Source organism: Corynebacterium sp., from assembly GCF_030532325.1.
Taxonomy (GTDB): Bacteria; Actinomycetota; Actinomycetes; order Mycobacteriales; family Mycobacteriaceae; genus Corynebacterium.
On sequence record NZ_JAUNLS010000027.1, the window covers coordinates 1 to 24,772 of the forward strand.

Annotated in this window: 16 protein-coding genes; 15 read left to right on the top strand and 1 reads right to left on the bottom strand. The window is 66.7% G+C overall.

Annotated elements, in window-relative coordinates:
- Nucleotides 1-142: 142 nt before the first annotated feature.
- On the top strand, nucleotides 143-964 hold the full coding sequence (locus tag Q4E25_RS10945; RefSeq protein WP_303157050.1) for an HAD family hydrolase: 822 nt from the start codon (nucleotides 143-145) through the stop codon (nucleotides 962-964).
- Here Q4E25_RS10945 and Q4E25_RS10950 read toward each other — a convergent pair.
- The gene (locus tag Q4E25_RS10950) at nucleotides 961-3,117 is read right to left on the bottom strand and encodes an N-acetylmuramoyl-L-alanine amidase (protein ID WP_303157052.1); all 2,157 of its coding nucleotides are present in this window, start codon (nucleotides 3,115-3,117) and stop codon (nucleotides 961-963) included. The two genes, Q4E25_RS10945 and Q4E25_RS10950, sit on opposite strands and share 4 nt — an antisense overlap.
- A 136-nt stretch (nucleotides 3,118-3,253) precedes the next feature.
- On the opposite strand from Q4E25_RS10950, the gene glf reads away from it, so the two are divergent.
- The 14 genes from glf to Q4E25_RS11020 all read left to right on the top strand — a co-directional run bounded on the left by glf (nucleotide 3,254) and on the right by Q4E25_RS11020 (nucleotide 24,631).
- A complete protein-coding gene (glf, locus tag Q4E25_RS10955; protein WP_303157054.1) occupies nucleotides 3,254-4,450 on the top strand; it encodes a UDP-galactopyranose mutase in 1,197 nt (398 codons plus the stop codon).
- A gap of 148 nt (nucleotides 4,451-4,598) precedes the next feature.
- A complete protein-coding gene (locus tag Q4E25_RS10960) occupies nucleotides 4,599-5,204 on the top strand; it encodes a three-helix bundle dimerization domain-containing protein (protein WP_303157056.1) in 606 nt (201 codons plus the stop codon).
- Between the two features lie 99 nt (nucleotides 5,205-5,303).
- Nucleotides 5,304-7,256: a glycosyltransferase gene (locus Q4E25_RS10965; RefSeq protein WP_303157059.1), complete on the top strand. Its 1,953-nt coding sequence runs from the start codon at nucleotides 5,304-5,306 to the stop codon at nucleotides 7,254-7,256.
- Nucleotides 7,246-7,764: a phosphatase PAP2 family protein gene (locus tag Q4E25_RS10970; protein WP_303157061.1), complete on the top strand. Its 519-nt coding sequence runs from the start codon at nucleotides 7,246-7,248 to the stop codon at nucleotides 7,762-7,764. Before Q4E25_RS10965 ends, Q4E25_RS10970 begins: the two co-directional genes overlap by 11 nt.
- Complete coding sequence (locus Q4E25_RS10975; RefSeq protein WP_303157063.1) at nucleotides 7,761-8,759, top strand: decaprenyl-phosphate phosphoribosyltransferase; 999 nt, start codon at nucleotides 7,761-7,763, stop codon at nucleotides 8,757-8,759. Before Q4E25_RS10970 ends, Q4E25_RS10975 begins: the two co-directional genes overlap by 4 nt.
- A gap of 52 nt (nucleotides 8,760-8,811) precedes the next feature.
- On the top strand, nucleotides 8,812-10,530 hold the full coding sequence (locus tag Q4E25_RS10980) for a hypothetical protein (protein ID WP_303157064.1): 1,719 nt from the start codon (nucleotides 8,812-8,814) through the stop codon (nucleotides 10,528-10,530).
- 151 nt (nucleotides 10,531-10,681) lie between these two features.
- Nucleotides 10,682-11,710, top strand: coding sequence for an alpha/beta hydrolase family protein (locus Q4E25_RS10985; RefSeq protein ID WP_303157065.1), 1,029 nt, complete (start codon nucleotides 10,682-10,684; stop codon nucleotides 11,708-11,710).
- Between the two features lie 272 nt (nucleotides 11,711-11,982).
- Complete coding sequence (locus Q4E25_RS10990) at nucleotides 11,983-13,959, top strand: alpha/beta hydrolase-fold protein (RefSeq protein WP_303157067.1); 1,977 nt, start codon at nucleotides 11,983-11,985, stop codon at nucleotides 13,957-13,959.
- Nucleotides 13,960-13,961: 2 nt separating this feature from the next.
- Nucleotides 13,962-14,477, top strand: a complete 516-nt coding sequence (locus Q4E25_RS10995) for a hypothetical protein (RefSeq protein WP_303157069.1) — start codon at nucleotides 13,962-13,964, stop codon at nucleotides 14,475-14,477.
- Between the two features lie 59 nt (nucleotides 14,478-14,536).
- Nucleotides 14,537-15,466, top strand: a complete 930-nt coding sequence (locus tag Q4E25_RS11000) for a cutinase family protein (protein ID WP_303157072.1) — start codon at nucleotides 14,537-14,539, stop codon at nucleotides 15,464-15,466.
- A gap of 114 nt (nucleotides 15,467-15,580) precedes the next feature.
- A complete protein-coding gene (locus tag Q4E25_RS11005) occupies nucleotides 15,581-17,446 on the top strand; it encodes a FadD32-like long-chain-fatty-acid--AMP ligase (RefSeq protein ID WP_303157074.1) in 1,866 nt (621 codons plus the stop codon).
- 255 nt (nucleotides 17,447-17,701) lie between these two features.
- Nucleotides 17,702-22,444: a type I polyketide synthase gene (locus Q4E25_RS11010; RefSeq protein WP_303157076.1), complete on the top strand. Its 4,743-nt coding sequence runs from the start codon at nucleotides 17,702-17,704 to the stop codon at nucleotides 22,442-22,444.
- Complete coding sequence (locus Q4E25_RS11015; RefSeq protein WP_303157077.1) at nucleotides 22,428-23,975, top strand: acyl-CoA carboxylase subunit beta; 1,548 nt, start codon at nucleotides 22,428-22,430, stop codon at nucleotides 23,973-23,975. The genes Q4E25_RS11010 and Q4E25_RS11015 overlap by 17 nt, the downstream gene beginning before the upstream one ends.
- 194 nt (nucleotides 23,976-24,169) lie before the next feature.
- Nucleotides 24,170-24,631 (top strand): GNAT family N-acetyltransferase, encoded by a 462-nt coding sequence (locus tag Q4E25_RS11020; RefSeq protein ID WP_303157080.1) that lies wholly within the window; start codon nucleotides 24,170-24,172, stop codon nucleotides 24,629-24,631.
- Nucleotides 24,632-24,772 lie beyond the last annotated feature (141 nt).

Below are 24,772 nucleotides of genomic sequence, written 5' to 3' on the forward strand. Positions count from 1 at the left end.
CTTGGGCATCCGCAGCGCCACTGATACCGGGTGCGAGCGCGCGATCCGGCGAGACGCTGGCGCGCGGTGGTGACGCGCGCGGTGCTGATGGGGCGTCGCTAAGCGGGGCGCGCAGAAGTTACGGGCAAGTAGACTGGCATCCATGACCCCGAGACTCATCGCGAGCGACATCGACGGCACGCTCCTGGACAACAACCACCGTGTGCCCCGCCGAACCCGCGAAGTCGTGGCCCGCGCGGTACGCAGCGGCGCCTACTTCGCGCTCTCCACGGGCCGCCCGTTCCGCTGGATCCAGCCAGTGCTCGAGCAGCTACCCGTGCGCCCCCTGTGCGTGACCTCCAACGGCGCGGTGGTCTACGACTCCGCCAACGACGCCATCCTCTCCGCCCACGAGCTGGCGCCGGAGGCCATCGCCCAGGTCATCGCCGCTGCGCAGGAGGCACTGGCGCCTTTCGGGGGAGCGGGCTTCGGCGTGGAGCGCACCGGCACCTCGCTGCGAGATCCCGTCGAGGAGCTCTTCGTGGTGGAGCCGCGCTACTCGGAGAACGCACTTTTCGACGGCTTCGGCGTCGTCACCATCGAAGAGCTTGCCGCCAAGCCGGTGGTCAAGCTGCTCATCCGCAACACCGAGCACACCGCCCCGGAGCTCTACGAGCGCGTCGCCCCACTCGTGGACCCCACCGTGGCGCACGTGACCTACTCCATGAATGAGGGGATCCTCGAGGTGGCCGCCCCGAACGTGACCAAGCGGCGCGGAGTCGAGTGGCTTGCGCAGGAGCTGGGCGTGGCCCGCGAGGAGATCATTGCCTTCGGGGACATGCCTAACGACGTCGAGATGCTGCGCTGGGTGGGCCACGGCGTGGCCATGGATAACGCCCACCCGATGGTCAAGGAGGCCGCCGATGAGATTACGGCGGCGAACCATCAGGCGGGCGTCGCTAAGGTGCTCCAGCGCTGGTTCTAGTCGACGTAGACGTGGATCTGCTCGGTCTCGCGGTCGTAGACAATCGAGCCGCCCTGGAAGGTCACGCGGATGCTCTTGCCCTCGCTGATTTCGTCGGAGGTGGGCAGCCCGAGCTTGGTGGCGTTATCGCCCTCTGACCAGGCCTTGGCAATCTCGCCGACGAGCGCGTGGGTGCCGGTGTCCTCGGAGGAGAGCACCACGCCGTTCTGGAAGAGTTGCGAGACCACACCCGCGTTGAGGTCCGGGCCGCCCACCGGCAGGCCGAGGACCGGCCCAAAGGCGTTGAGGACGGCGGTCCAGGTTTCGCGCAGGCCCTCGTTGCCGGTGAGGCTGACAACCTTGGTGACGATGCCCGGGATCTTCGTTGCGTCGACGCCGGCCACGGAGTCCAGCTCGGGTACGCCGCCGTTGCGCTTCATGATGATGGCAAAGAGCGTGGCCGCGATGCCGGCGACAGCGGCGATGACCTCGACGGGCACGTCGACGCCGCCGATGGAGGAGGTGGCGCCGGAATTGGAGGGCGGGGTGCCGCCGGGGTTGGACGGCGGGGTGCTGCCGGGGGTGTTCCAGCTGGGCGGGGTGAAGCTGCTGTTGTTCTTCACGGACAGGTACTTGTTGTGCGCGGCCTTGCGGATCTGCGGCCACTGGGCGATGGTGTAGCGGCCCGGGCACTGGGTGTAGTGCACGTCGCTGTGGCCGAAGAAGCGGTTGACGGTGGCGGTGGCGCCGGCGGGGTAGCGGGAGCCGCCGAAGCTGCCGGCGCGCAGGCCCACGGTGCCCTGCGGATCGAAGCCGGAGACCGCGGCCTTCCAGCCGGCGATTTCCGCGACGGAGTTGAGCATGGCGGAGGTGGGCTGGGCGGTCTCGTAGTTGCCGATCATCGAGATGCCCCAGGTGTTGGAGTTGAAGCCGCCGATGTGGGCGCCCTGCACGGCCTTGTCCAGCCCGCCGTAGCGGCCTTCGTAGATGGTGCCGTACTTATCGACGAGCACGTTGTAGCCCACATCGCACCGGCCCAGCGTCTGCGCGTGGTACTGGTAGATGCCGCGGACCTGGGCGGCTGCCTGGGCCTTGGTGTAGTTGTTGCTGCCGGCGGTGTGGTGCAGGGCGAGGGCCTTGACGCCGTTGTCGTAGGTGGGGCTCATGCAGCGGATGTTCTCGTTGGCGCCCCAGCCCGCGCGGGAGACCACCTTGGGCATGCCCGCAGTGACGGCGACCTGGTCGATGGCCTCGCCGGCCTGGGCGTTGCCGTCGATGAACACGGCTTCGAGGCCCTCGGTGCTGGTATCAGCGTTCTCTTCTGCCGGCGCCGCCGCGGAGTCGGCGTTGCCCTCGGCGTCTGCGTTCTCTTCGGGGTCGGTGTTCTCTGCGGCCGGGGCGGGGTCGAGAGGGGCTTCCTCGGCAACCGGGGCGATGTCGCCGACGTTGTAGGGCAGCGGCGCCGGGCGCGGCGCGCGGGAGGCCTCGGCAGCGGCGTTGGCGGCGGCGGTCAGGGGGTCGACCTCAGCCTCAGCGCCAGGGGCGGCGTCCGAAGCAACAGCATCGGCGCCAGGAGCAGCAGCGTCGGAGACAGTATCGGCGGGTGCGCCCTCGGCGTCGGAAGCGGCGTCGTCAAGCGGGGCGTCCTCCACCGGGCGCTCCTCGAAGCTCTCGTCCAGGTTCGAGCCGGTCACCACATCGACGTTGCTGACGTTGACCTGCACGTCGTTGGTATCGCCCACGTAGATGAGCTCGGTGCCGTTGGTGGCGTTCGGGTCATCGTTGCTGTAGGCCATCGAGTCCATGTTGTACCACTCGGACCAGGAGCCGTCTGCTTGCTTGGCGCGCACGAAGGCGGCGACATCGCGGGAGCCCTTCCACGTCACCGCGAACATGGAGAAGGGCTCGTCGCGGTGGAACTGCTTGACCGCACGCGGGCCGTCGCCCTCGCCCTGGGCGGCGATGGCGGGATCGTCGATGACTACCGTCTCGCCGCCCGCAAAGCTCTCGCTGGCGGAGCTGACCTCGATGGGTCCGGAGGCGTCGTCTTGGGTCTTGAGGATGCCCTGGCCGCCCAGCGCGGCAGCGGCGATCACGGAGATGGAGGTCACCGCCGCGATGACCGGCGTGGACCACCTGGATTTAGTGGGGACAATTCGCTGCCGTAGTTGCACGTGCTTCTCCTAGGAATTAAGGCGCCTGTTAACAGATGTGCCAAATGTTACGTGCGTTGTTCTTGGGGACAGTGTTGCGACACGCGCGGCCGGACCCGCCAGGATGCAGGCCACACACTGCAATAAGCTGTTGGTCATGACTTCATATGACCTCATCGTTGTCGGCTCCGGCTTCTTCGGTCTCACCGTGGCCGAGCGTTGCGCCTCGCAGCTGGGGAAGAAGGTGCTCATCGTCGAGCGCCGCGACCACCTCGGCGGCAACGCCTACTCCGAGCCCGAGCCCGAAACCGGCATCGAGGTGCACAAGTACGGCGCGCACCTCTTCCACACCTCCAACAAGCGCGTGTGGGAGTACTGCAACCAGTTCACCGAGTTCACCGACTACCAGCACCGCGTCTTTGCGATGCACAACGGCACCGCCTACCAGTTCCCCATGGGCCTGGGCCTGATCAACCAGTTCTTTGGCCGCTACTACTCCCCAGACGAGGCCAAGGCGCTCATCGAGGAGCAGCGCGAGGGCCGCGACCCCGCCGCGGCGACCAACTTGGAGGAGCGCGGCATTGCGCTCATTGGCAAGCCGCTTTACGAGGCCTTTGTCAAGCACTACACCGCCAAGCAGTGGCAGACCGATCCCACGGAGCTACCCCCGGAGATTATCTCCCGCCTGCCCGTGCGCTACACCTTCAACAACCGCTACTTCAACGACACCTACGAGGGCCTGCCGGTCGATGGCTACGCGGCGTGGCTGGAGAAGATGGCCTCGCATGAGCTTATCGATGTCCAACTAAACACCGACTGGTTTGATGTGCGCGATGAGCTGCGGGCGGATTCGCCAGACGCGCCCGTTGTCTACACCGGCCCGCTGGATCGCTACTTTGACTTCGCCGAGGGCGAGCTGGGCTGGCGCACGCTGGACTTTGATATGGAGGTGCTGGACACCGGTGACTTCCAGGGCACCCCGGTGATGAACTACAACGACGCGGACGTGCCGTACACCCGCATCCACGAGTTCCGCCACTTCCACCCGGAGCGCAAGGATCAGTATCCGAAGGATAAGACGGTGATTGTCAAGGAGTACTCGCGCTTTGCCGAGCGTGGCGAGGAGCCGTACTACCCCATCAATACCCCGGAGGATCGCGAGAAGCTCAAGGCCTACCGCAGGCTCGCGGCGGCGGAGGTGCGCGAGAATAAGGTGCTTTTTGGTGGGCGCCTGGGCACCTACCAGTACCTCGACATGCACATGGCGATTGGCTCTGCGCTGTCGATGTATGACAACAAGCTCGCTCCCTTCTTTACCGAGGGCAAGGCGCTGGAGCAGGAGCGCGGCCACTAGCACGCGTGCGCAGTTGAATGAGGCACCCTCCCGAGCGGGGGTGCCTTTTGCGTTTTCGTATTTGGTGTGTCTTACCTTGCGCACATAGCGCGGCGTGTGTAAAGTTAACTTTAGGTTAACAGCAAGGAAACTGAAAGTGAGTTTAATCGTGACTATTCCCAATACTCAGCGTTTTGATACCCTCCGCGCGGATCTCCACGCCGACTACGGCCACGAGTACACCGCTGCCGAGATCGATTCCTTCCTTGACGCCACCATCGCCCGCCACACCGAGGGCGCGACCCTCGAGGAGTTCATCCCCGTCATGGTCGAGCGCGAGGTGCGCGAGCACTTTGGCACCCACCGCATCCACGTGCGCTTTAGCGCCGGCACTGACCACGCCCTGGCTCAGGCCGCCGTGGCGCTGACCAAGAAGTACGCCGGTGATGCGTTGCTTGTTGACGCCGCCGTGGCCCACCCGGAGAATGGCACGGACTCCCACATGGCCCACGTCCTGGAGGAGCGCGGCCTGGCTGAGGCTGACCGCTACGTCGAGGACCTGCGCATGGTGACCATGCCGGATTACATCGTCTACCTCGGCCGCGACATCGAGCGCGATGAGGCGGGCAAGGACATCAAGATCTGGGACATCGCCAAGGCGGACACCGTCGAGGCCACCCGCGAGCTCGCCGACGACCTCGGCGCCCGCGTCCTCTACATGCTCAACCGCCTGGGCATCGAACCGGTGGGCGAGCACGCCGCCGCTGAGGCCTAAACCCCCAGGAACCCGCGTGGGAATCCTGTGTTGGGCAGTTGAACAACTACGCTTTGTCTCTGACTACTGTTGAAAAACGTTTGGAGAATCGAAGCTATCGTGACTGCCAACACACCCGCGGCTTATGAGCCGGTGCAGCGCATCCTGCTGCCGAAGCGTGGCGAACCCTACGACGTTCGCATGCTCTACCTCATCGAACCCGAGCAAAACCGTCAGCGCCTGTCCTGGAGCGACCGCAACGCGGTGACCATCCCGGCGGGCGAGGAAGCCTCCTTCGAAACCTACTTCAACGCCTTCCCCGCCTCCTACTGGCGCCGCTGGTCTCAGCTCAAGTCCATTGTGCTGAGCATGGACGTGGAGGGCCAGGCCAACATCTCCCTCTACCGCTCCAAGCAGGACGGCCAGCGCATTTCCGTGGCCAACCACCTGGTGACCACCGGCCACCACGAGTTCGAGCTGCCCCTGAAGAACTTCGAGGACGGCGGCTGGCTGTGGTTCGACGTCACCGCGGAGGAGGACACCACCCTCTCGGACGCGGCCTGGTGCGCCCCGCACGCCCCGCAGCCGCAGACGCTTCCCGACGGCTCCGAGTACCCCGTCCAGGACAAGCGCGTCGCCGTGGGCATTCCCACCTTCAACCGCCCCACCGACGCCGTCGCCGCGCTGCAGGCGCTGGCGGAGGACCCGGTGGTCGACGGCATCATCGACTACGTCCTCATGCCCGATCAGGGCACCCAGCACCCGGCCGACGAGACCGGCTACAACGAGGCCGTGGGCCACTTCGGCGAGCGCTTCCGCGAGTTCCGCCAGGGCAACCTGGGCGGCTCCGGCGGCTACTCCCGCATCATGTTCGAGGCGCTGGAAAACACGGACTCCCCCTACATCCTTTACATGGATGATGACATCGCCATCGAGCCGGACTCCATCCTGCGGGCAGTTCAGGCGGCGCGCTACGCGGCGTCCCCAATCATCGTCGGCGGGCAGATGCTCAACCTGCAGGAGCGATCCCAGCTGCGCACCACCGGCGAGCGCGTCAACCGCACGGACTTCATGTGGGGCGCGGCCCCGCACGCCGTCTACGACCACGACTTTGCCAAGTACCCGCTGCGCGCAATTGGTGATGCCCAATCCCACCTCGACCCCAAGAACTACGACTCCCGTGCGCTGCACCGCCGCATCGACGTCGAGTACAACGGCTGGTGGATGTGCCTCTTCCCGCGCGTGGTGGCGGAGAGTATCGGCCAGCCCCTGCCGCTGTTTATCAAGTGGGACGACACCGAGTACTCCCTGCGCGGCGCCGCCCACGGCTTCCCCACGGTGACCTGGCCGGGCGCGGCCATCTGGCACATGGCCTGGGCGGACAAGGATGACGCGATCGACTGGCAGGCCTACTTCCACCTGCGCAACCGCCTCATCGTCGCCGCGCTCTACCACGAGGGCGACGCCAAGGGCATCACGCGCTCCATCTTCAAGTCCACCCTCAAGCACACCATGTGCATGGAGTACTCCACCATGGCCATCCAGCTGGAGGCCATGAAGGACTTCCTGGCCGGCCCGGACCAGCTCTTCGATATCCTGGAGACCTCCCTGCCGCGCATCGCGGAGATCCGCAAGGGCTACTCCGACGCCGTCATCATCGAGTCTGCCGACCAGCTCCCGCCGGCCACCGGCGCGCCGGGCGTGCCCACCCGCAACGTCGGCGGGCGCCTGGGCAAGATTAAGAAGATTCCGTGGCTTCTCAAGTCCCTCCAGCACCTGGCCACCAAGGAGGACCCGGTCCACCACGCGGCCCCGCAGCTCAACCTCACCCCGGAGGAGGCGCGCTGGTTCACGCTCTCGCGCGTGGACTCGGCGACCGTCTCCACCGCCGGCGGCACCGGCGTGGCCTTCCGCAAGCGCGATCGCGAGCTGGCCACCGACCTGGTCAAGCAGACCCGCGACATGCTCAAGGAGATCGAGGAGAACTTCGAGGATTTGCGCCGTCAGTACCGCCAGGCGCTGCCGGAGCTGACCTCGCGCGAGTCTTGGAGGAAGGTCTTCGATGCCCAATAAGCTCTCCGTGGCGGAATCCCACATTCTTGAGGCCATCCAAAACGTTGCCTTCGACGTGCCGGGCGTGCTGCCCGCCGCCCGGGGTCTGAGCCACTTCGGCGAGCACGCCCTGGGCTGGCTCGCGCTGTCCGGGGTGGCCGCGGCGGTGGATGAGAAGAGGCGTCGCCAGTGGCTGGCGGTCGGCGCGAGTGCGTTTACGGCGCACGCGGCCAGCGTTGTGATCAAGCGCATTGTGCGCCGCAAGCGCCCCGACTACCCCTACGTGCGCGTCGGGGTGGGCACCCCGTCTCAGCTTTCCTTTCCCTCCTCCCACTCGACGTCGACAGCCGCGTTCCTCGTGGGCGCCTCCCGCGTGCTGGGCACCCCGGCGCCGCTGCTGGGTGTGCCGGTGATGATGGCATCGCGTATGGTGCTCGGAGTGCATTACCCCTCGGATACCGCCCTCGGCGCGGCGCTGGGCGCCGTGACCGCCGAGGCCATCGACCGCTATGAAAGGAAGACCCGATGAGTAGTCGATCCAACGACGGCGAGCAGAAAGTCTTCCACTCGGAGCCGCATACCTCCGGCATCGATACTGGCCGCAAGCGCAAGCCGCCGAAGAACCTCGCCGACGGCATGATCAAGGCCCTGCGCCCCAAGCAGTGGGTGAAAAATGTCCTTGTGCTGGCCGCCCCTGCGGCCGCCGGCGCAGATGCGCTCTTTCACTCGCGCGTGCTTCTCGACGTCCTCCTCGCCTTCATCGTCTTCTGCATGGGCGCGTCCTCGATTTACCTCATCAACGACGCCCGCGACGTCGAGGCCGACCGCGCCCACCCGACCAAGCGCTTCCGCCCCATCGCCGCCGGCGTGCTGCCGGTGGGCATGGCCTACGCCATGGCCGTCGCCCTGATCGTCGGCTCGCTGGGGCTGTCCTTCCTGGCCACCGCCGGCCCGCAGCTGGCTGTGGTCATGGCCATCTACATCGGCCTGCAGCTGGGCTACTGCTTTGGCTGGAAGCACATGCCGGTCATCGACATCGCCCTGGTCTCCTCCGGCTTCATGCTGCGCACCATGGCCGGCGGCGTGGCCGCGGGCATCGACCTCTCCCAGTGGTTCCTGCTCGTGGCGGCCTTCGGCTCGCTCTTCATGGCCTCCGGTAAGCGCTACTCGGAGATCCTGCTGGCCGAGCGCACCGGCGCGAAGATCCGCAAGGCCCTAGAGGGCTATACGCCCACCTACCTGCGCTTCGTGTGGACCCTGGCGGCCACCGCGGTGGTCATGGCCTACGCGCTGTGGGGCTTCCAGCTCTCCAGCCAGTCCGACGGCGCGGCCAGCGTGTGGTACCAGATCTCCATGGTGCCCTTTACCATCGCGATCCTGCGCTACGCGGCGGACGTCGACCGCGGCAACGGCGGCGCGCCGGATGAGATTGCCCTGGAGGATCGCGTCCTGCAGATCCTCGCCCTGCTGTGGCTGGCCTGCATCGCCATGGCCGTCTACATCATGCCGATGGTGGGGGCTTAAACCAGCGGCACAATAGCAGGATTTCGGTGAGATACTGATAAGATTTTGCCTCATGAATAACACCGGTCCCATGAACGCATCCCGGCTCAGCGCGGTGCTTGCGGTCACTGGGATCGGTGTTTTCGCGCTGTGGGGTGGCTGGCTGCGCCGCTGGATTTGCGACGACGGACTCATCGTCCTGCGCACCGTGCGCAACCTCGAGGCGGGCAACGGCCCCGTCTTCAACGCCGGCGAGCGCGTCGAGGCCAACACCTCCACGCTGTGGCAGTACCTCATCCTCTTTGTCCGCTGGCTCACCCAGTTGGATCTGGCGGCCATCGCTATCTACCTGGGGCTGGCCTTCTCCGTGGCGGCCATGGTGTTGGGCACCTGGGCCACCGCGAAGGCCGCCCGCGGGGTAGTGGTGCCCGCCGGCGCCTTGGTCTACCTGGCGCTGCCCCCGGCCCGCGACTTCTTCACCTCCGGCCTGGAGTGGGGCCTGTCCATCTTCTATCTGGCCGCCCTGTGGGCGCTGCTCGTGCGCTGGGTGCGGGTGCCCGGAAACACCTCCGCCTACTGGCTGGCGCTGTGGGCGGGCCTGTCCTGGCTGGTGCGCCCGGAGCTCGCGCTCTACGGCGGCTTCGTGGGCCTGCTGCTGCTGGCCACCCATCGCTCCTGGCGGGCCTGGGCGGGCATCTTCGCCTGCGCGCTGCCCATCCCGGCCGGCTACCAGTTCTTCCGCATGGGCTACTACGGCCTGCTCACGCCGCACACGGCGGTGGCGAAGTCGGCGTCGGAAAGCGCATGGGCCTACGGCTGGACCTACCTGCGCGATCTCTTTGACCCCTACGCGCTCTACCTGCCGCTGGTGGCGCTGGCGCTGGCCGCGCTGTGGCGCGCCCCGCTGCGCCCAGCGGGCCTGCGCACCCAGGCCACCGTGACCTACGTGATGGTGGGCACCGCACTGCTGCACACCCTGTACGTGCTGCGCGTGGGCGGCGACTTCATGCACGGGCGCATGCTGCTGCTGCCGCTTTTCGCCGCGCTACTGCCGGTCTTCGTGCTGCGCGTGCGCAGCGCGCTGACGGTGCTCGTGGCGGCCCTGTGCGCGGTGTGGGCCGTCGTCATCATTCTGCGCGGGCACCCCACCCACTGGGCGGACTATGAGAAGAGCATCAGCATCGTTGACGAGCGCGACTTCTGGACCTATGCCACCCACCGCGAGGCCGGCCACCCGCCGCGCCGCCTGCAAGACTTCACCGAGATGAAGCTGGTGACCAACTACGCCGACGGCATCCGAGGGCTGGAAAACGGCGACGGCATGGCGTTTATCTACCTCGAGAGCGAGGATCCGGATGTCTTTGGCTGGGGCAGCCTGCCGCGCGATGACTCGGTGGACGCCGCGCCCACGGTCTACATGGTCAACATGGGCATGGCCTCCGGCTTCGCGCCGCTGTACGTGCGCGTGCTGGATAACATCGGCCTGGCCACCCCGGTGGCCGCGCGTCAGCCGCGCATCCCGGACGGGCGCATCGGCCACGACAAGAACTTGAGCATCGAGTGGCAGGCGGCGCTCGCGCCGGTGGACCTGAATCAGCTGCCGCCGTGGTACGACAAAGACGAGGCCAAGCGCGCCCGCGCGGCGCTGGCGTCACCTGAGTTCCAAGAGCTCTTTGCCAGCTACCGGGATCCGCTTACCGTGGAGCGCTTCTTTAAGAACATTCGCTTTGCGCTGGGCCCGGGCCGCACGCTGACGCTTGACGACGATCCCTCGGTCTACCTCGCCCGATAACCCCGGCCGTGCGCCCGCATTAGGGCGAAAGGGGGGTGGGTGAGTTAAGCTGCTTAAGAATCTCGTTATCGATCTGTAATTATCAGCGGTGTCTCGCCGATAGATTGGTAGCACTGTTTTCACTCTAGGGAAGTTCATCTAAAGGAGAGACATGATCGCACTGAGTTCTGGACTCAAGGCGCGCGTGCTGACCGTGGTGACCGCCGTGGCCCTCGCTCTGGGCTTGGCCGTGTCCGCCGGCACGCAAGAAGCATCCGCGGCCAACCGTGACTGGCTGCGCAACGACGCCACCGGCACCTGCGAGTGGGACAAGGTGGGCTGGTGGGTCCAGCGCTGCGACGTGTGGTCTCAGGCCATGGGCCGGAACATCCCGGTGCAGATCCAGCCTGCCAAGAACGGCGGCAACGCCGGCTTCTACCTGCTCGACGGCCTGCGCGCCATGGACAGCACCAACGCCTGGGTGCACGACGTCAACGCGGCGCGCACCTACGAGCCGCACAACATCACCCTGGTGATGCCGGTGGGCGGCGCGGCCTCCTTCTACGCTGACTGGCGTGGCCCTGCCACCTATGACCTGAAGAACCCGGTCAAGTACCAGTGGGAGACCTTCCTCACCAAGGAGCTGCCGGCCTACCTCGAGGGCAACTTCGGCGTGGCCCGCAACAATAACGCCATCGCCGGCTTGTCCATGGGCGGCACCGCGGCCATCACCCTGGCCGGCAAGCACCCGGAGCAGTTCCGCCAGACGCTGTCCTACTCCGGCTACCTGGCCACCACCCTGCCGGGAGGCCAGACCTTCATGCGCGCCGCGCTTCTCGACGCCGGCGGTTTCAACATCAACTCCATGTACGGCTCGCTGATTAGCCCCACTCGTTTCGAAAACGATCCCTTCAACCAGATCTCCAACCTGTCCCGCGCGGGCACCGACGTCTACGTCTCCGCGGCCTCCGGTATGCCGGGTCCGGCAGACCAGAAGTACCTGCCCAAGCACCAGGCCGCCGGCATGGCGCTCGAGCTCTTCTCCAACGCCACCACCCACATCTGGGAGGCCAAGGCTCGCGTCTCCGGCGTGCACCTGACCACCAACTACCCGGCGCAGGGCCTGCACAACTGGGAGCAGTTTGGCTACCAGCTCGAGCAGTCCAAGCCGCGCGTGCTCGACGTGATGAACGCGTGGTAATTGCTGCGGCTGATTCCGCATCAGCGTGAGAGCGCTGGCTGAGAAAAGGCTGGTCCCGTTCGCGGGGCCAGCCTTTTTGTGTGATTTTGGGCGTGTCCCTCTGTCGAAAGTCTCAAGTTCAACTTAAACTTGAGCGCACAATAGACAGCTCACCGCGCACCAGTGGCGAGTTCCGCAGGAGGGGAACCTGCGGAGCCCGCGGGCCGCAGCGCGTTAGTCAGCGCTGGGCTTTTCACATGGGCGCACCCCTCGACAATTCCAAGGACACATCTATGCCAAAAAATGCGTCTGCCTCTTCGCTTCGTTCCCCGGCCAAGGCTCGCAAGGGCCTGGCCATCGCAGCCCTGCCCACCGCACTCGCCGTCGCCGTAGCCCTTCTGCCCGGCGCCACCGCGCAGGAGGGATCCTCCACCGACGCCATCGGTGAGATCGGCAACGCTCTGGGTAGCTCCAACCTTTCCGATGCCTTCGCGCCCGGCGAGCCGCCGCAGCGCACCCCGGTCAACACCGAGTACCCCAAGATCGAGGGTCTGCCGGAGGGCGTGTCTGTCTCCCGCGTCGAGTACCTCACCAACCGCCACCTCATGGTCTACATCAAGTCCGCCGCCATGCCGGACCAGGAGCAGAAGGTGCAGATTCAGCTGGCGCGCGACTGGTACTCCAGCCCGGACAAGAAGTTCCCGGAGGTGTGGGCTCTCGACGGCCTGCGCGCCCGCGATGACGAGTCCGGCTGGACCATCGAGACCGACATCCTCAACCAGTACGCCGACCGCAACGTCAACCTCATCATGCCGGTGGGCGGCGAGTCCTCCTTCTACTCCGACTGGCAGCAGCCGGACAACGGCAAGCACTACATGTGGGAGACCTTCCTCACCCAGGAGCTCGTGCCGATCCTGGACAAGGCCTACCGCTCCAACCAGAACCGTGCCATTGTGGGCATCTCCATGGGCGGCACCTCCGCGGTCAACTTGGCGGAGCGCCACCCCTACCTGTTCAAGTTCGTCGGCTCCTTCTCCGGCTACCTGGACACCACCACCCAGGGCATGCCCGAAGCCATCCAGGCCGCCCAGATGGACGCCGGTGGCTACACCTCCTCCAAGATGTGGGGCCCGGCCTACTCCCAGGACTGGATCGACCACGACCCGAAGCTGGGCATCGAGGCTCTTAAGGACATGAAGGTCTACGTCTCCTCCGGCTCCGGCAAGTCTGACTTTGGCAACCCCGACTCCGTGGCCAAGGGCCCGGCCAACATCGCCGGCATGGGCCTGGAGGCCATCTCCCGCATGTCCACCCAGACCTTCGTGGACTACGCCAAGCGCGCCGGCGTGGAGCCGGTGACCAAGTTCCGCCCCTCCGGCGTGCACAGCTGGGAGTACTGGCAGTTCGAGATGTCCGAGGCCTGGCCCTACATCGCCGACGCCCTGGGCGTGTCCAAGGAGGACCGCGGCGCGGACTGCGCCCCGGTGGGCGAGATTGCTAACGCCACGAAGTCGGGCATCATCGGCAAGTGCTTGAACAACGAGTACGACGTCGCCGAGCGCGGCAAGGCCCAGGACTTCCAGGCAGGCACCGCCTACTGGTCCCCGGAGACCGGCGCCCACGCCGTCTTCGGCCGCATCGGTGCCCGCTACTCCGAGATCGGTGGCCCGACCTCCTGGCTGGGCTTCCCGGTCACCGGCGAGGAGAAGACCCCCGACGGCCGCGGCCGCTTTGTCCACTTCGAGCACGGCTCCATCTACTGGACCGCGGAGACCGGCGCCTGGCCGATCCCCAAGGACATGGTCGACGCCTGGGGCAAGAACGGCTGGGAGCGCGGCGACCTCAAGTACCCGACCTCCGACGTGCGCAAGGTGGGCGAGGGCTTCGTCCAGGAGTTCGAGAACGGCGTGCTCACCCGCAACCCCGACAAGTCCAACTCCGTGGTCCACGGCGCCATCGGCGCGAAGTACAAGGAGCTGGGCGCGGCCGAGTCCAAGCTGGGCTTCCCGCGCGGCAACGAGAAGCCCATCAAGGGCGGTGCCTTCCAGGAGTTCGAGCACGGAAACATCTACTGGAACCCGGAGACCGGCGCGCACTACATCCTCTACGGCAACATCATGAACGAGTGGGGCAAGCGCGGTTTCGAGCAGGGCGAGTTTGGCTGGCCCAGCGACGACTACAGCGAAATCGCCGCCGGCGGGCTGAGCCAGTCCTTCCAGCACGGCGTCATCCGTGAGGTCATGGGCCAGATCCAGGCGGAGAAGAAGTAGCCATGATGCGAACTCTTGCCACTCTGCTCGCCGGTACCGCCTTGGTGCTCGCTGGCTGCGGCTCCGCCACCGTGGAGGACACCGGCGAAAGCGAGACTGTCGCCCCGCTGGAGCGCAGTTCGGCTGCGTCCACTACGGCTGGCCCTAAGTCAGGGCAAGCGTCAGAGTCTGAGTCAGAGTCCCGAGCGGCGTCGTCCACGGAGCCTGGGGCGGCGCGGGAAAGCGCCAGCCCCGTGCCCGAGGACCGCGGTGCCCACGAGATCTCCGAGATCCCCACGCCCGCCGGCCCGCAGGGCGCTGAGCAGAAGTACTTGGAGGCGGTGTCCCAGGGCGGCGTGGACGTCGCCGGGGTGGAAGATACCCTCATTGGCGCGGCCCAGGCGGTCTGCCACGATGACGCCGTCACCGCGCCGGCTGTGGCCGGCCAGCTCATCGAGCAGGGCCGAACCGAGCTGGATCACGGCCAGCTCACCGCCCTGATTACCGATCAGGCCCGCGGGAACGTGTGTGCCAACTAGGCGGGGATTCCCACCTTGTTGGCAGCATTCCTTACACGTACTGAGATAGAAACTTCTTCATGCGAAAAACACTCACCGTTATAGCCGTCCTCGTCATTCTTGCTGTCCTTGGCGCAGGAGCGGTTCACTTCCTCAACACCCGCAACGCGGGAGAAGACATCGTGGGTGAGGCGCCAACCGAGCCATCCGGAGGAGTCGAGGCCCCCGAGCAGCCGGACTGGTGCCCGCGCGTGGAGTTCATTTCTGCCCCCGGCACGTGGGAATCCGCGGCTGACGACGACCCCATCAACCCCGGCGCCAACCCCAATTCCTTCATGCTCTCCATCACCAACCCGCTGAAAGAGAGCTACGTCCCCGAGGACGTCAAGGTGTGGACGCTGCCCTACACCGCGCAGTTTAAGAACATCAACGCTCAGCAGGAGATGACCTACGACGACTCGCGCAACGAGGGCACCTCCCGCCTGGAGGGCGAGCTGACCTACATGCACGAGACTTGCCCGGCGACGAAGTTCGTGCTGTCCGGCTTCTCGCAGGGCGCTGTCATCGTGGGCGACGTGGCCGACCGCATCGGCGGCGGCAACGGTCCCATCCCGGCCGAGGCCGTGGCGGGCGTGGCGCTGGTGGCGGATGGGCGTCGTGAAGCGGGCGTCGGTGTCAACCCCGGAGTCGGCGTGAATGGCATCGGCGCGGAGATTGCGCTGGAGCCGGTGTCCAAGCTTATCCAGGCCGTGGTGCCGGGCGCGACGATGCGCGGCCCGCGCCCCAACAAGTTCGGCGAGCTGGCCGAGCGCACCTTCCAGATCTGCGCGCCAAATGACTCGATTTGCGATGCCCCACATGACGTCGCCAACGGGCTCGGCCGCGCCCGCGACCTCATCGAGGCCAACGGTGTGCACGCCATGTACGCCTTCAACGGCGACGTCATCGAGGGCACCACCGCCAACCAGTGGGTGGTGGACTGGGCGCGCGGCATCATCGACCAAGCCTAAGCGGCGCCGTCTAGGCGCACATTTGTGGGTGTGGGGTTGCGTGTAACGAATCGCGCCCATAGTCTGATATTTTCAATGTCAAAAATAACGACCCCGACCCCCGAAGGAGCACCGATGGACCTGAAAGCCCTCATTGGTCAGTTCTTTGACGAGCGCGGCGCAATTGCCCTGCCCCCGCACCTGACCCTCGCCGGACTCTGCGAGCACGTCTACGGAATGGAGCAGCAGGCCGGCGTCCCCGACCGTCCCGTCCTGCGCCAGTGGGTATACACCGAGGATCCCGCCGGTACCCCGCGCGACTTCACTCGTTCCCAGGTCAACACCCGCATCAAGGCCGTCGCCGCCCGCCTGCAGCAGGTGGGCCAGATGGGGGACCGCGTGGCCATCCTGGCCGGCAACTCCCCGGAGTACATCTTCGGCTTCCTCGGCGCGATGTACGCGGGCATGACGCCCATCCCGCTCTACGATCCCAACGAGCCGGGCCACACGGACCACCTCAAGGCGGTCTTCGGAGACTCTAACCCCTCCATCGTGCTCACCAACAACGTCTCCGCCGCCGCCAACCGCGCGTACTTCTCCGAGTACCCCGCGGCGCAACGCCCGCGCATCATCTCCATCGACTCGCTGCCGGACACCCTGGCACAGTCCTGGGTTAACCCGTTGGAGACCGAGCAGGGCCAGGCGGCGGCCGCCCAGCTGCAGGGCGCGCCGATTGATCAGCCGGCCTTCCTGCAGTACACCTCCGGCTCCACCCGCACCCCGGCCGGCGTGCTGCTGACCAACCGCAACATCATGACCAACGTGCTGCAGATCTTCTCCGCGGTGGAGCTGAAGATCCCGCCGCGCGTGGTCTCCTGGCTGCCGATGCACCACGATATGGGCATCATCGTCGCGGTCTTTGTCACCATCCTGGGCATCAACATTGAGATCATGACCCCGCGCGACTTTGTCCAGCAGCCCAAGCGCTGGGTGGAGCAGATGAAGCGCAAGCCCATCGACGATCACCTGCAGGGCACCTACGCCGTGGTGCCGAACTTCGCCCTGGAGCTGGCGGCGCGCTACGGTGCGCCGAAGCCGGGGGAGGAGCTGGATCTTTCCAACCTGGAGGGCATGATCGTCGGCTCCGAGCCGGTGACGGAGAGCGCGCTCAAGGCCTTCTTCGAGGTCTTTGGTAAGGAGGAATACAAGCTCAACCGCAAGGCCATCCGCCCCTCCTACGGCCTGGCCGAGGCCTCCCTCTTGGTGGCCACCTGCCAGCAGGGCGAGCGCCCGCTCATCTCCTACTTCGACCGCGACGAGCTCGCGCAGGGAAAGGCGGTCATCGTGGAGCCGGGCGAGAACTCCGTGGCCTTCGCCTCCAACGGCCAGAACATTACCTCCCAGTTCCTCACCATCGTGGATCCGGAGACCAGGCAGGAGCTTCCCGACGCCCACATCGGCGAGATCTGGGTCTACGGCGACAACACCGCGGCGGGCTACCTGGGCCGCCCGGAGGAGACCGCCGCGACCTTCCGCAACCGCCTGGACAAGCGCATGGAGACCGGCAGCCGCGTGGAGGGCGCACCGGAGGATGATCGCTGGTTGGCCACCGGTGACTTGGCCGCCATCGTGGACAATCAGCTCTACATCACCGGCCGCCTCAAGGACCTCGTGGTGGTGGCTGGCCGTAACCACTACCCGCAGGACATCGAGGGCACCGTCCAGGAGGCCAGCGATCAGGTGCGCGCCGACTCCGTGGCGGCCTTCTCCGTGGAGGGCGGCAACACCGAGGAGCTGGTGCTGCTCATCGAGCGCGCTGATGGTGCCAGCCCCGAGGGCGATGCCGCCGCCACCGAGCTCATTCGCTCCGCGGTGTCCAAGCACCACGGCGTGACCCCGGCGGTGATCCAGTGGTTCGAGGCCAACGAGATTAACCGCACCTCCTCGGGCAAGATTGCCCGCCGTGTGGCCAAGAAGAGCTTTGAGGAGGCCCGCGGCTAGCCCCGCATTCCTTTACTTACGCCCCGCAAGCCTTTGTTACGCCCCGCAAGCTGTGCTTGCGGGGCCTTTGTGCATGGTGGGCCAGTGTGAGTTGCGGAGCTCCAGCGCAGGTATGTCGATTCTGTGACAGGAGTTAACAAGGTGAGACAATGAATCGATATACATAGAGTATGAGTGGCTGAGCCCTGCCCTCATGCGGGCTCTAGGCGATGTTTTCTTAAGACAACGCACCCAAGATAGAAAGTTAGAATTTTTATGACCGTTGAAGAATTGCGAGGTTGGCTGCGCAACTGGGTCGCGGAGACCACCGGACTTTCCCCCGAGGAAATCACGGACGCTAAGCCTTTAGAAAACTTCGGACTCTCTTCACGCGACGCGGTTGTCCTGTCCGGCGAGCTGGAAAACCTGCTGGGCATCAAGCTGGAGCCCACGGTTGCCTACGAGTATCCCACCATTGCCCAGCTGGCGGATCGCCTAGTCAACGGTGCGGTGCCCGAGCCCACCCCGCAGGCTGCGCACGCCGAGCCGCGGGCCTTCGGCGGGGACGTCGCCGTCATCGGCTACGCCGGCCGCTTCCCTGGCGCCGCCAATGTCGATGAGTTCTGGCAGATGCTTGTCGAGGGCCGCGCCGGCACCGGCCCGCTTCCCGTCGGCCGCTGGTCCGAGTATTCCGCGGACCCCATCACCAGTGAGAAGATCGCCCAGCAGAACACCGACGGCGGCTACATCGAGGACATCGCCTCCTTCGACGCCGAGTTCTTCGGCCTCTCCCCACTCGAGGCCGCCAACATGGATCCCCAGCAGCGCCTGCTGCTTGAGGTGACCTGGGAAGCACTCGAGGACGCCAGCCTGCCCGCCAACGAGCTGCGCGGAAGCGCCACCGGCGTCTATATGGGCTCCACCAACAACGATTACGGCATGCTCATCACCGCCGACCCCGCCGAGATGCACCCCTACGCCATGACCGGCACCTCCTCGTCGATCATCGCCAACCGCATCTCCTACGCGCTGGATCTGCGCGGCCCCTCCCTCAACGTCGATACCGCCTGTTCCTCCTCGCTCGTCGCGGTGGACCAGGCGGTCAAGGATCTGCGCTACGGCGCCTCCGATATAGCCCTGGCCGGCGGTGTGAACATCCTCGCCGGCCCGCACGCCTCCACCGGCTTCAGCGAGCTCGGCGTGACCTCCCCGACCAGCGCCATCCACGCTTTTTCCGACGACGCCGACGGCATCGTCCGCGCCGACGCCGTAGGCGTGCTGGTGCTCAAGCGCCTCGCCGACGCCGAACGCGACGGCGACCGCATCCTCGCCGTCATCAAGGGCACCGCGGTCAATTCCGACGGCCACTCCAACGGCCTGACCGCCCCGAACCCGGAGGCGCAGGTCGAGGTCCTCCAGCGCGCCTACGCCGACGCCGGCGTGCGCCCCCAGGACGTGGACTACGTCGAGGCCCACGGCACCGGCACCATCCTGGGCGATCCTATCGAGGCCGCCGCCCTCGGCCGCGTGCTGGGCCCGGGCCGCAGCAACGCCACCCCGACCCTGCTGGGCTCGGCCAAGACAAACATCGGCCACTCCGAGTCCGCCGCCGGCGTGGTGGGCCTCATCAAGGTCATCGAGGGCATGCGCCACGGCGTCATCCCGCCCTCTATTAACTACTCCGCGCCCAACCGCTACATCGACTTCGACGCCGAGCACCTCGAGGTGGTCGAGGATCCGCGCGAGTGGCCCGAGTACTCCGGGCAGAAGATCGCGGGCGTTTCCGGCTTCGGCTTCGGCGGCACCAACGCCCACGTGGTCCTAAGCGATTACCGCGGCCGCACCGCCACAGACGCCCCGCAGGTGGCCATCGGCCCGGAGGCCCCGGTGTCCCTGCCGGTCTCCGGCCTGCTGCCCTCCCGCCGCGCCGCCGCGGCCGCCACGCTGGCCGAGTACATCGAGTCGGAGCAGCCTAACCTGCTCTCCCTGGCCCGCACACTGGCCGGGCGCAACCATGGGCGCTCGCGCGCGGTAGTGACGGCGCACTCAAGCGAGGAGGCCATCGCCCGCCTGCGCCGCGTGGCCGAGGGCAAGGTCTCCGTGGGCATCGCCGCGGCGGATTCACCGACGGTGCCCGGCCCGGTGTTCATGTACTCCGGCTTCGGCTCCCAGCACCGCAAGATGGCCAAGGACCTCATCGCGGTCTCGCCGCTGTTCCGCGAGCGCCTGGAGGAACTCGACGCCATCGTCGGATTCGAGGCCGGCTGGTCCATCCTGGAGCTGGTGGCGGACGATTCCCAGACCTACAACACCGAAACCGCCCAGGTGGCTATCACCGCCATCCAGATTGCGCTGACGGATCTGCTGGCCAGCTTCGGTGTGCGTCCGGCCGGTGTGATGGGCATGTCCATGGGTGAGATTGCCGCGGCCTACGCCGCCGGCGGCATCGACGCTCACGACGCCATGCTCATCGCCTGCCACCGCGCCCGCCTCATGGGCGAGGGCGAGAACTCGCTCACCGAGGAAAACCAGGGCGCGATGGCCGTGGTGGAGCTCTCCGCCGAGGAGATCGCGCAGCTCGACGGCTCCATTGAGCCCGCCGTCTACACCGGCCCGGGCATGACCACCGTGGGCGGCCCCCGCGCGGAGGTCTTGGAGCTGGTGGAGAAACTCGACGGCGAGGGCAAGTTCGCCCGCGCGCTCAACGTCAAGGGCGCGGGCCACACCTCGGCCGTGGACCCGATCCTCGGCGAGCTCTACGCCGAGATCGCCGGCATTGAGGCCAAGCCGCTGCACACCGCGCTCTTCTCCTCCGTGGACCGCGGCGAGGTCTACCGCCCCGGCACCGTGGTGCACGATGAGGACTACTGGGTGCGCATGACCCGCCACGCCGTCTACCTGCAGGACGCCACGGAGGCGGCCTTCGAGGCGGGCCACACCCAGATCGTGGAAATTTCCCCCAACCCCATCGCGCTCATGGGCCTGATGTCCACGGCCTTCGCGGTGGGCAAGCCGGATGCGCAGCTGCTCTACTCGCTCAAGCGCAAGGTGGATCCCACCGAGTCGTTGCTGGATCTGCTGGCCAAGCTCTACGTGGCCGGCGCGCCGGTGAACTACACCAAGGTCTTCGGCTCGGGCGAGCTTGTCGACGCCCCCCGTACCCAATTCAAGCGCCAGCGCTTCTGGACCAACGCCCGGCCTTCCGCCGGCGTGGCTGGCCTGCCGGGCGCGCGGGTCACGCTGCCGGAGGGCAAGGTGGCCTTCTCCACCAACGCCGATCAGGCTCCCTCGGCGCTGGCGCTGCTGGAGTCGGCGGCGGAGGCCGTGTCCACCGGCGCGCAGCTGGTGGCTTCGGAAGAGCACGCGGATCTGCCGCCGCAGGGCGAGGTGACCACCGTGGTGAGTCGCTCGCTGGGCGGGCTGTCCATCTCCGTGTACTTCATCGATGGTGCCACCACCCAGCTGGTGGCGGAGGGCTTTGCCTCCTCCCTGGCGCTGGCCCCGTCCACCGAGGCCAGCGCAGTGGGCGCCGCGTCGCCGGCGGCCCGCCCGGAGTCCTTCCTGGAGCCGGAGGTCGAGGCCATCCGCTGGAACCCGGCGGAGGAGACCGTGGAGGAGCGCCTGGCGCTCATCGTCTCGGAGTCCATGGGCTACGATGTCTCCGATCTGCCGCGCGAGCTGCCGCTCATTGACCTGGGCCTGGATTCCCTCATGGGCATGCGCATCAAGAACCGCGTGGAGAACGACTTCCAGATTCCGCCGCTGCAGGTGCAGGCTCTTCGCGACGCCTCCCTTGCCGACGTCATCACCATGGTCGAGGAGGCCGTGGCCGGCGGCGCTGACACCGGTGCTTCCCCAGCAACCGCCAACGCAGCTACCGAAACCGCAGAGGCCGACGCTGCCGCAGGCGAGCCGGCCGGCACCGGCGTGGGTGTGGCCCCGCGCGACGCCTCCGAGCGCATGGTCTTTGGCACCTGGGCCACCTTCACCGGCAAGGCCGCCGCGGGCGTCACCTCGGCGCTGCCGGCGGTGACGGAGGACGTCGCCACGCAGATTGCTCAGCGCCTCAGCGAGCGCGCCGGGGTGGAGGTCACCGCCGCGCAGGTGCTGGAGGCTGAGACCCTCGAGCCGCTCGCCGATATCGTGCGCGCTGGCCTCGAGACCGAGGTCGAGGGCAACATCCGCGTCCTGCGCGAGGCCGACGGCCCCGCCGTGTTCATGTTCCACCCCGCTGGCGGCACCACCGTGGTCTACCAGCCGCTGACCCGCCGCCTGCCGGAGAACGTCGCCGTCTACGGCGTCGAGCGCATCGAGGGTTCCCTGGAGGATCGCGCCGCGGCCTACATCGAGGACATCATTCGCTACGCTCGCGGGCGCAAGGTTGTGCTCGGCGGCTGGTCTTTCGGCGGCGCGCTGGCCTATGAGGTGGCCTACCAGCTGCTCAAGCGTAGCGAGCGTGGCGAGGAGAGCGTCGAGGTGGCCTTCATCGCCCTGCTCGATACCACCCAGCCCTCCGAGCCGGCCCCCGATACCCTCGAGGAGACCAAGGCACGCTGGGGCCGCTATGCCGCCTTTGCCAAGAAGACCTACGGCCTCGACTTCGAGCCGCCCTACGAGATGCTGGAAACCATGGGCGAGGACGCCTTGATGGCCATGCTCGCCGAGTTCCTCAGCACCACCGACGCCTCCGAACACGGCCTGTCCGCCGGTGTCCTCGAGCACCAGCGCGCCTCCTTCGTGGACAACCAGATCCTGGGCAAGCTGGACATGCGCCGCTGGGCCGACGTGCAGCTTCCGGTTCTGCTCTTCCGCTCCGAGCGCATGCACGACGGCGCCATCGAGCTCGAGCCGCGCTACGCCACAATTGACCCGGACGGCGGTTGGGGCGTTATCGTTAAGGATCTAGAGATTGTGCAGCTGAAGGGAGACCACCTCGCGGTGCCGGATGAGCCGGCCATTGGGGTCGTCGCCAAGCACATCAACGATTGGATCGAGGAGAAGATTGTCCACCACCGCTGAGAAGCTGGCAGATCTGCGCGAGCGCCTGGAGCGCGCGCAGGACCCCGGTAGCGAGCGCTCCCGCAAGCGCCGCGACGACGCCGGACGCACTACGCCGCGTCAGCGCATCAACGCGCTGTTGGATGAGGGGTCCTTCGTCGAAACCGGCGCCCTGGGCAAGACACCGGGGGATCCGGAGGCGATTTACTCCGACGGCGTCGTCACCGGCCACGGGCGCATCGGCGGGCGGCCGGTGTGCATTTATGCGCACGATAAGACCGTCTACGGCGGCTCCGTGGGTGTCACCTTTGGCAAGAAGGTCACCGAGCTCATGGACCTGGCCATCAAGATCGGCTGCCCGGTCATCGGCATCCAGGATTCCGGCGGCGCCCGCATCCAGGACGCGGTGACCTCCCTGGCCATGTACTCGGAGATCGCCCGCCGCCAGATGCCGCTGTCCGGCCGCAGTCCGCAGATTTCCATCATGATGGGCAAGTCCGCCGGCGGCGCGGTCTACGCCCCGGTGACCACGGACTTCGTCATCGCCGTCGACGGCGAGTCGGAGATGTACGTCACCGGCCCGAACGTCATCAAGGAGGTCACCGGCGAGGAGATCACCTCCCACGACCTCGGCTCGGCGCGCCAGCAGGAGCTCAACGGCAACGTCTCCATGGTGGTGCCCTCCGAGGAAGCGGCCTTCGACGTGGTGCGTGACCTGCTCGATCACCTCCCGCTGACCTGCTTCGATGAGGCGCCGACCTTCGACGCCCCCTCCGACGCCGAGGTGGCCGAGGAAGCCTCCCTCGACGCCTTCATGCCGGATGACACCAACGCCGGCTACGACATGATGGACCTGCTGGCGCAGCTGGGCGACGACGACGATCTCATCGAAATCCAAGAAAACTTCGCGCCGAACATGATCACCGCCTTCGGCCGCATCGACGGCAAGACCGTGGGCTTCGTGGCGAATAACCCCATGCACCTGGCGGGCTGCATCGACGCGGACGCCGCCGATAAGGGCGCGCGCTTCATCCGCATCTGCGACGCCTACAACATCCCGCTGGTCTTCGTGGTGGACACCCCGGGCTACCTGCCGGGCGTGGAGCAGGAGAAGGCCGGCCTCATTCACCGCGGCGCCAAGTTCGCCTTCGCCGTGGTGGAGGCCACGGTGCCGAAGGTCTCGCTCATCGTGCGCAAGGCCTACGGCGGTGCGTATGCGGTGATGGGCTCGAAGAACCTCACCGGTGACATCAACCTGGCGTGGCCTACCGCGCAGATCGCCGTGATGGGTTCGGCGGCGGCCGTGGTGATGATCGCGGGCAAGCAGCTCGACGCCGCCGAGACCCCCGAGGCCCGCGCGATGACCAAGAAGATGTTCATGGACTTCTACGATGAGACCATGACCGCGCCCTACGTGGCCGCCGAGCGTGGCTACCTGGACGCGATGATCAAGCCCGCCGAGTCCCGCTTGGCCCTGCGCCGCGCGCTGCGTCAGCTGGCCGATAAGCAAGAGAAGGATCTGCCCAAGAAGCACACCATCGCGCCGATGTAACGCCCCGGTCGGGCCGAAGCGATAATGAAGAAGACATGTCCAGCGAGTAAAGGAGAAGGAAATGCTGTCTAGCGTTCTTGACCTCAGCGGTGACCTCATCAACTACGTGGTGATGCTTTTTAACCAGCTGGTGGCTGCACTGAGCAGCAAGTAAGACACACATGCCCCGCCTTGTGCGGGGTATTTTTCTGTGTATGCACCTTCGCCCCGCCCAGCTTGCTGACGCCCCCTTCCTCGCCCACGTTCACTGGACCTCCTGGCGCGAGACTTACGACCTGCCCGCTGCCCACTGGGAAAGCGACACCCTGGCGCGGCGCACGCGGCGCTGGGAGGAAATGCTCCCGCACGTCTCCGGCACTCTCGTTGTGGCCGAGGATGACGACATCGTGGGCTTCGCGTGGAGCGGGCCCGCGCGCCCGAAAGGCGGGGACATTGTCCGGGAGCAGGAGCTCTATTCGCTCTATACGTTGCGCTGCGTGCACGGCACTGGCGTGGGTGCCCGGCTGCTGCGCGCCGCCGTGCCCGGCCCGGCGCAGCTGTGGGTGGCCGAGGACAATGCCCGCGCCCGCGCCTTCTACCGCAAGCACGGCTTCGCTGAGGACGGCGCCCGGCTTGTCGACGCTCTCGGCATCACGGAAGTCCGCATGCTGCGCTAACGCGCCTCACCGTCCCGCGTTGCGTGGGCATGCCATTGAGGCCCTCGTGCTTTCTTGTGCTGGGGCCTTGGTGGTTGGTGGGTTGTTTATGTGGGGTGTGCGGGGCTGGGGATGGGGATGGGTGGCCCGCCGTGGGGTGGT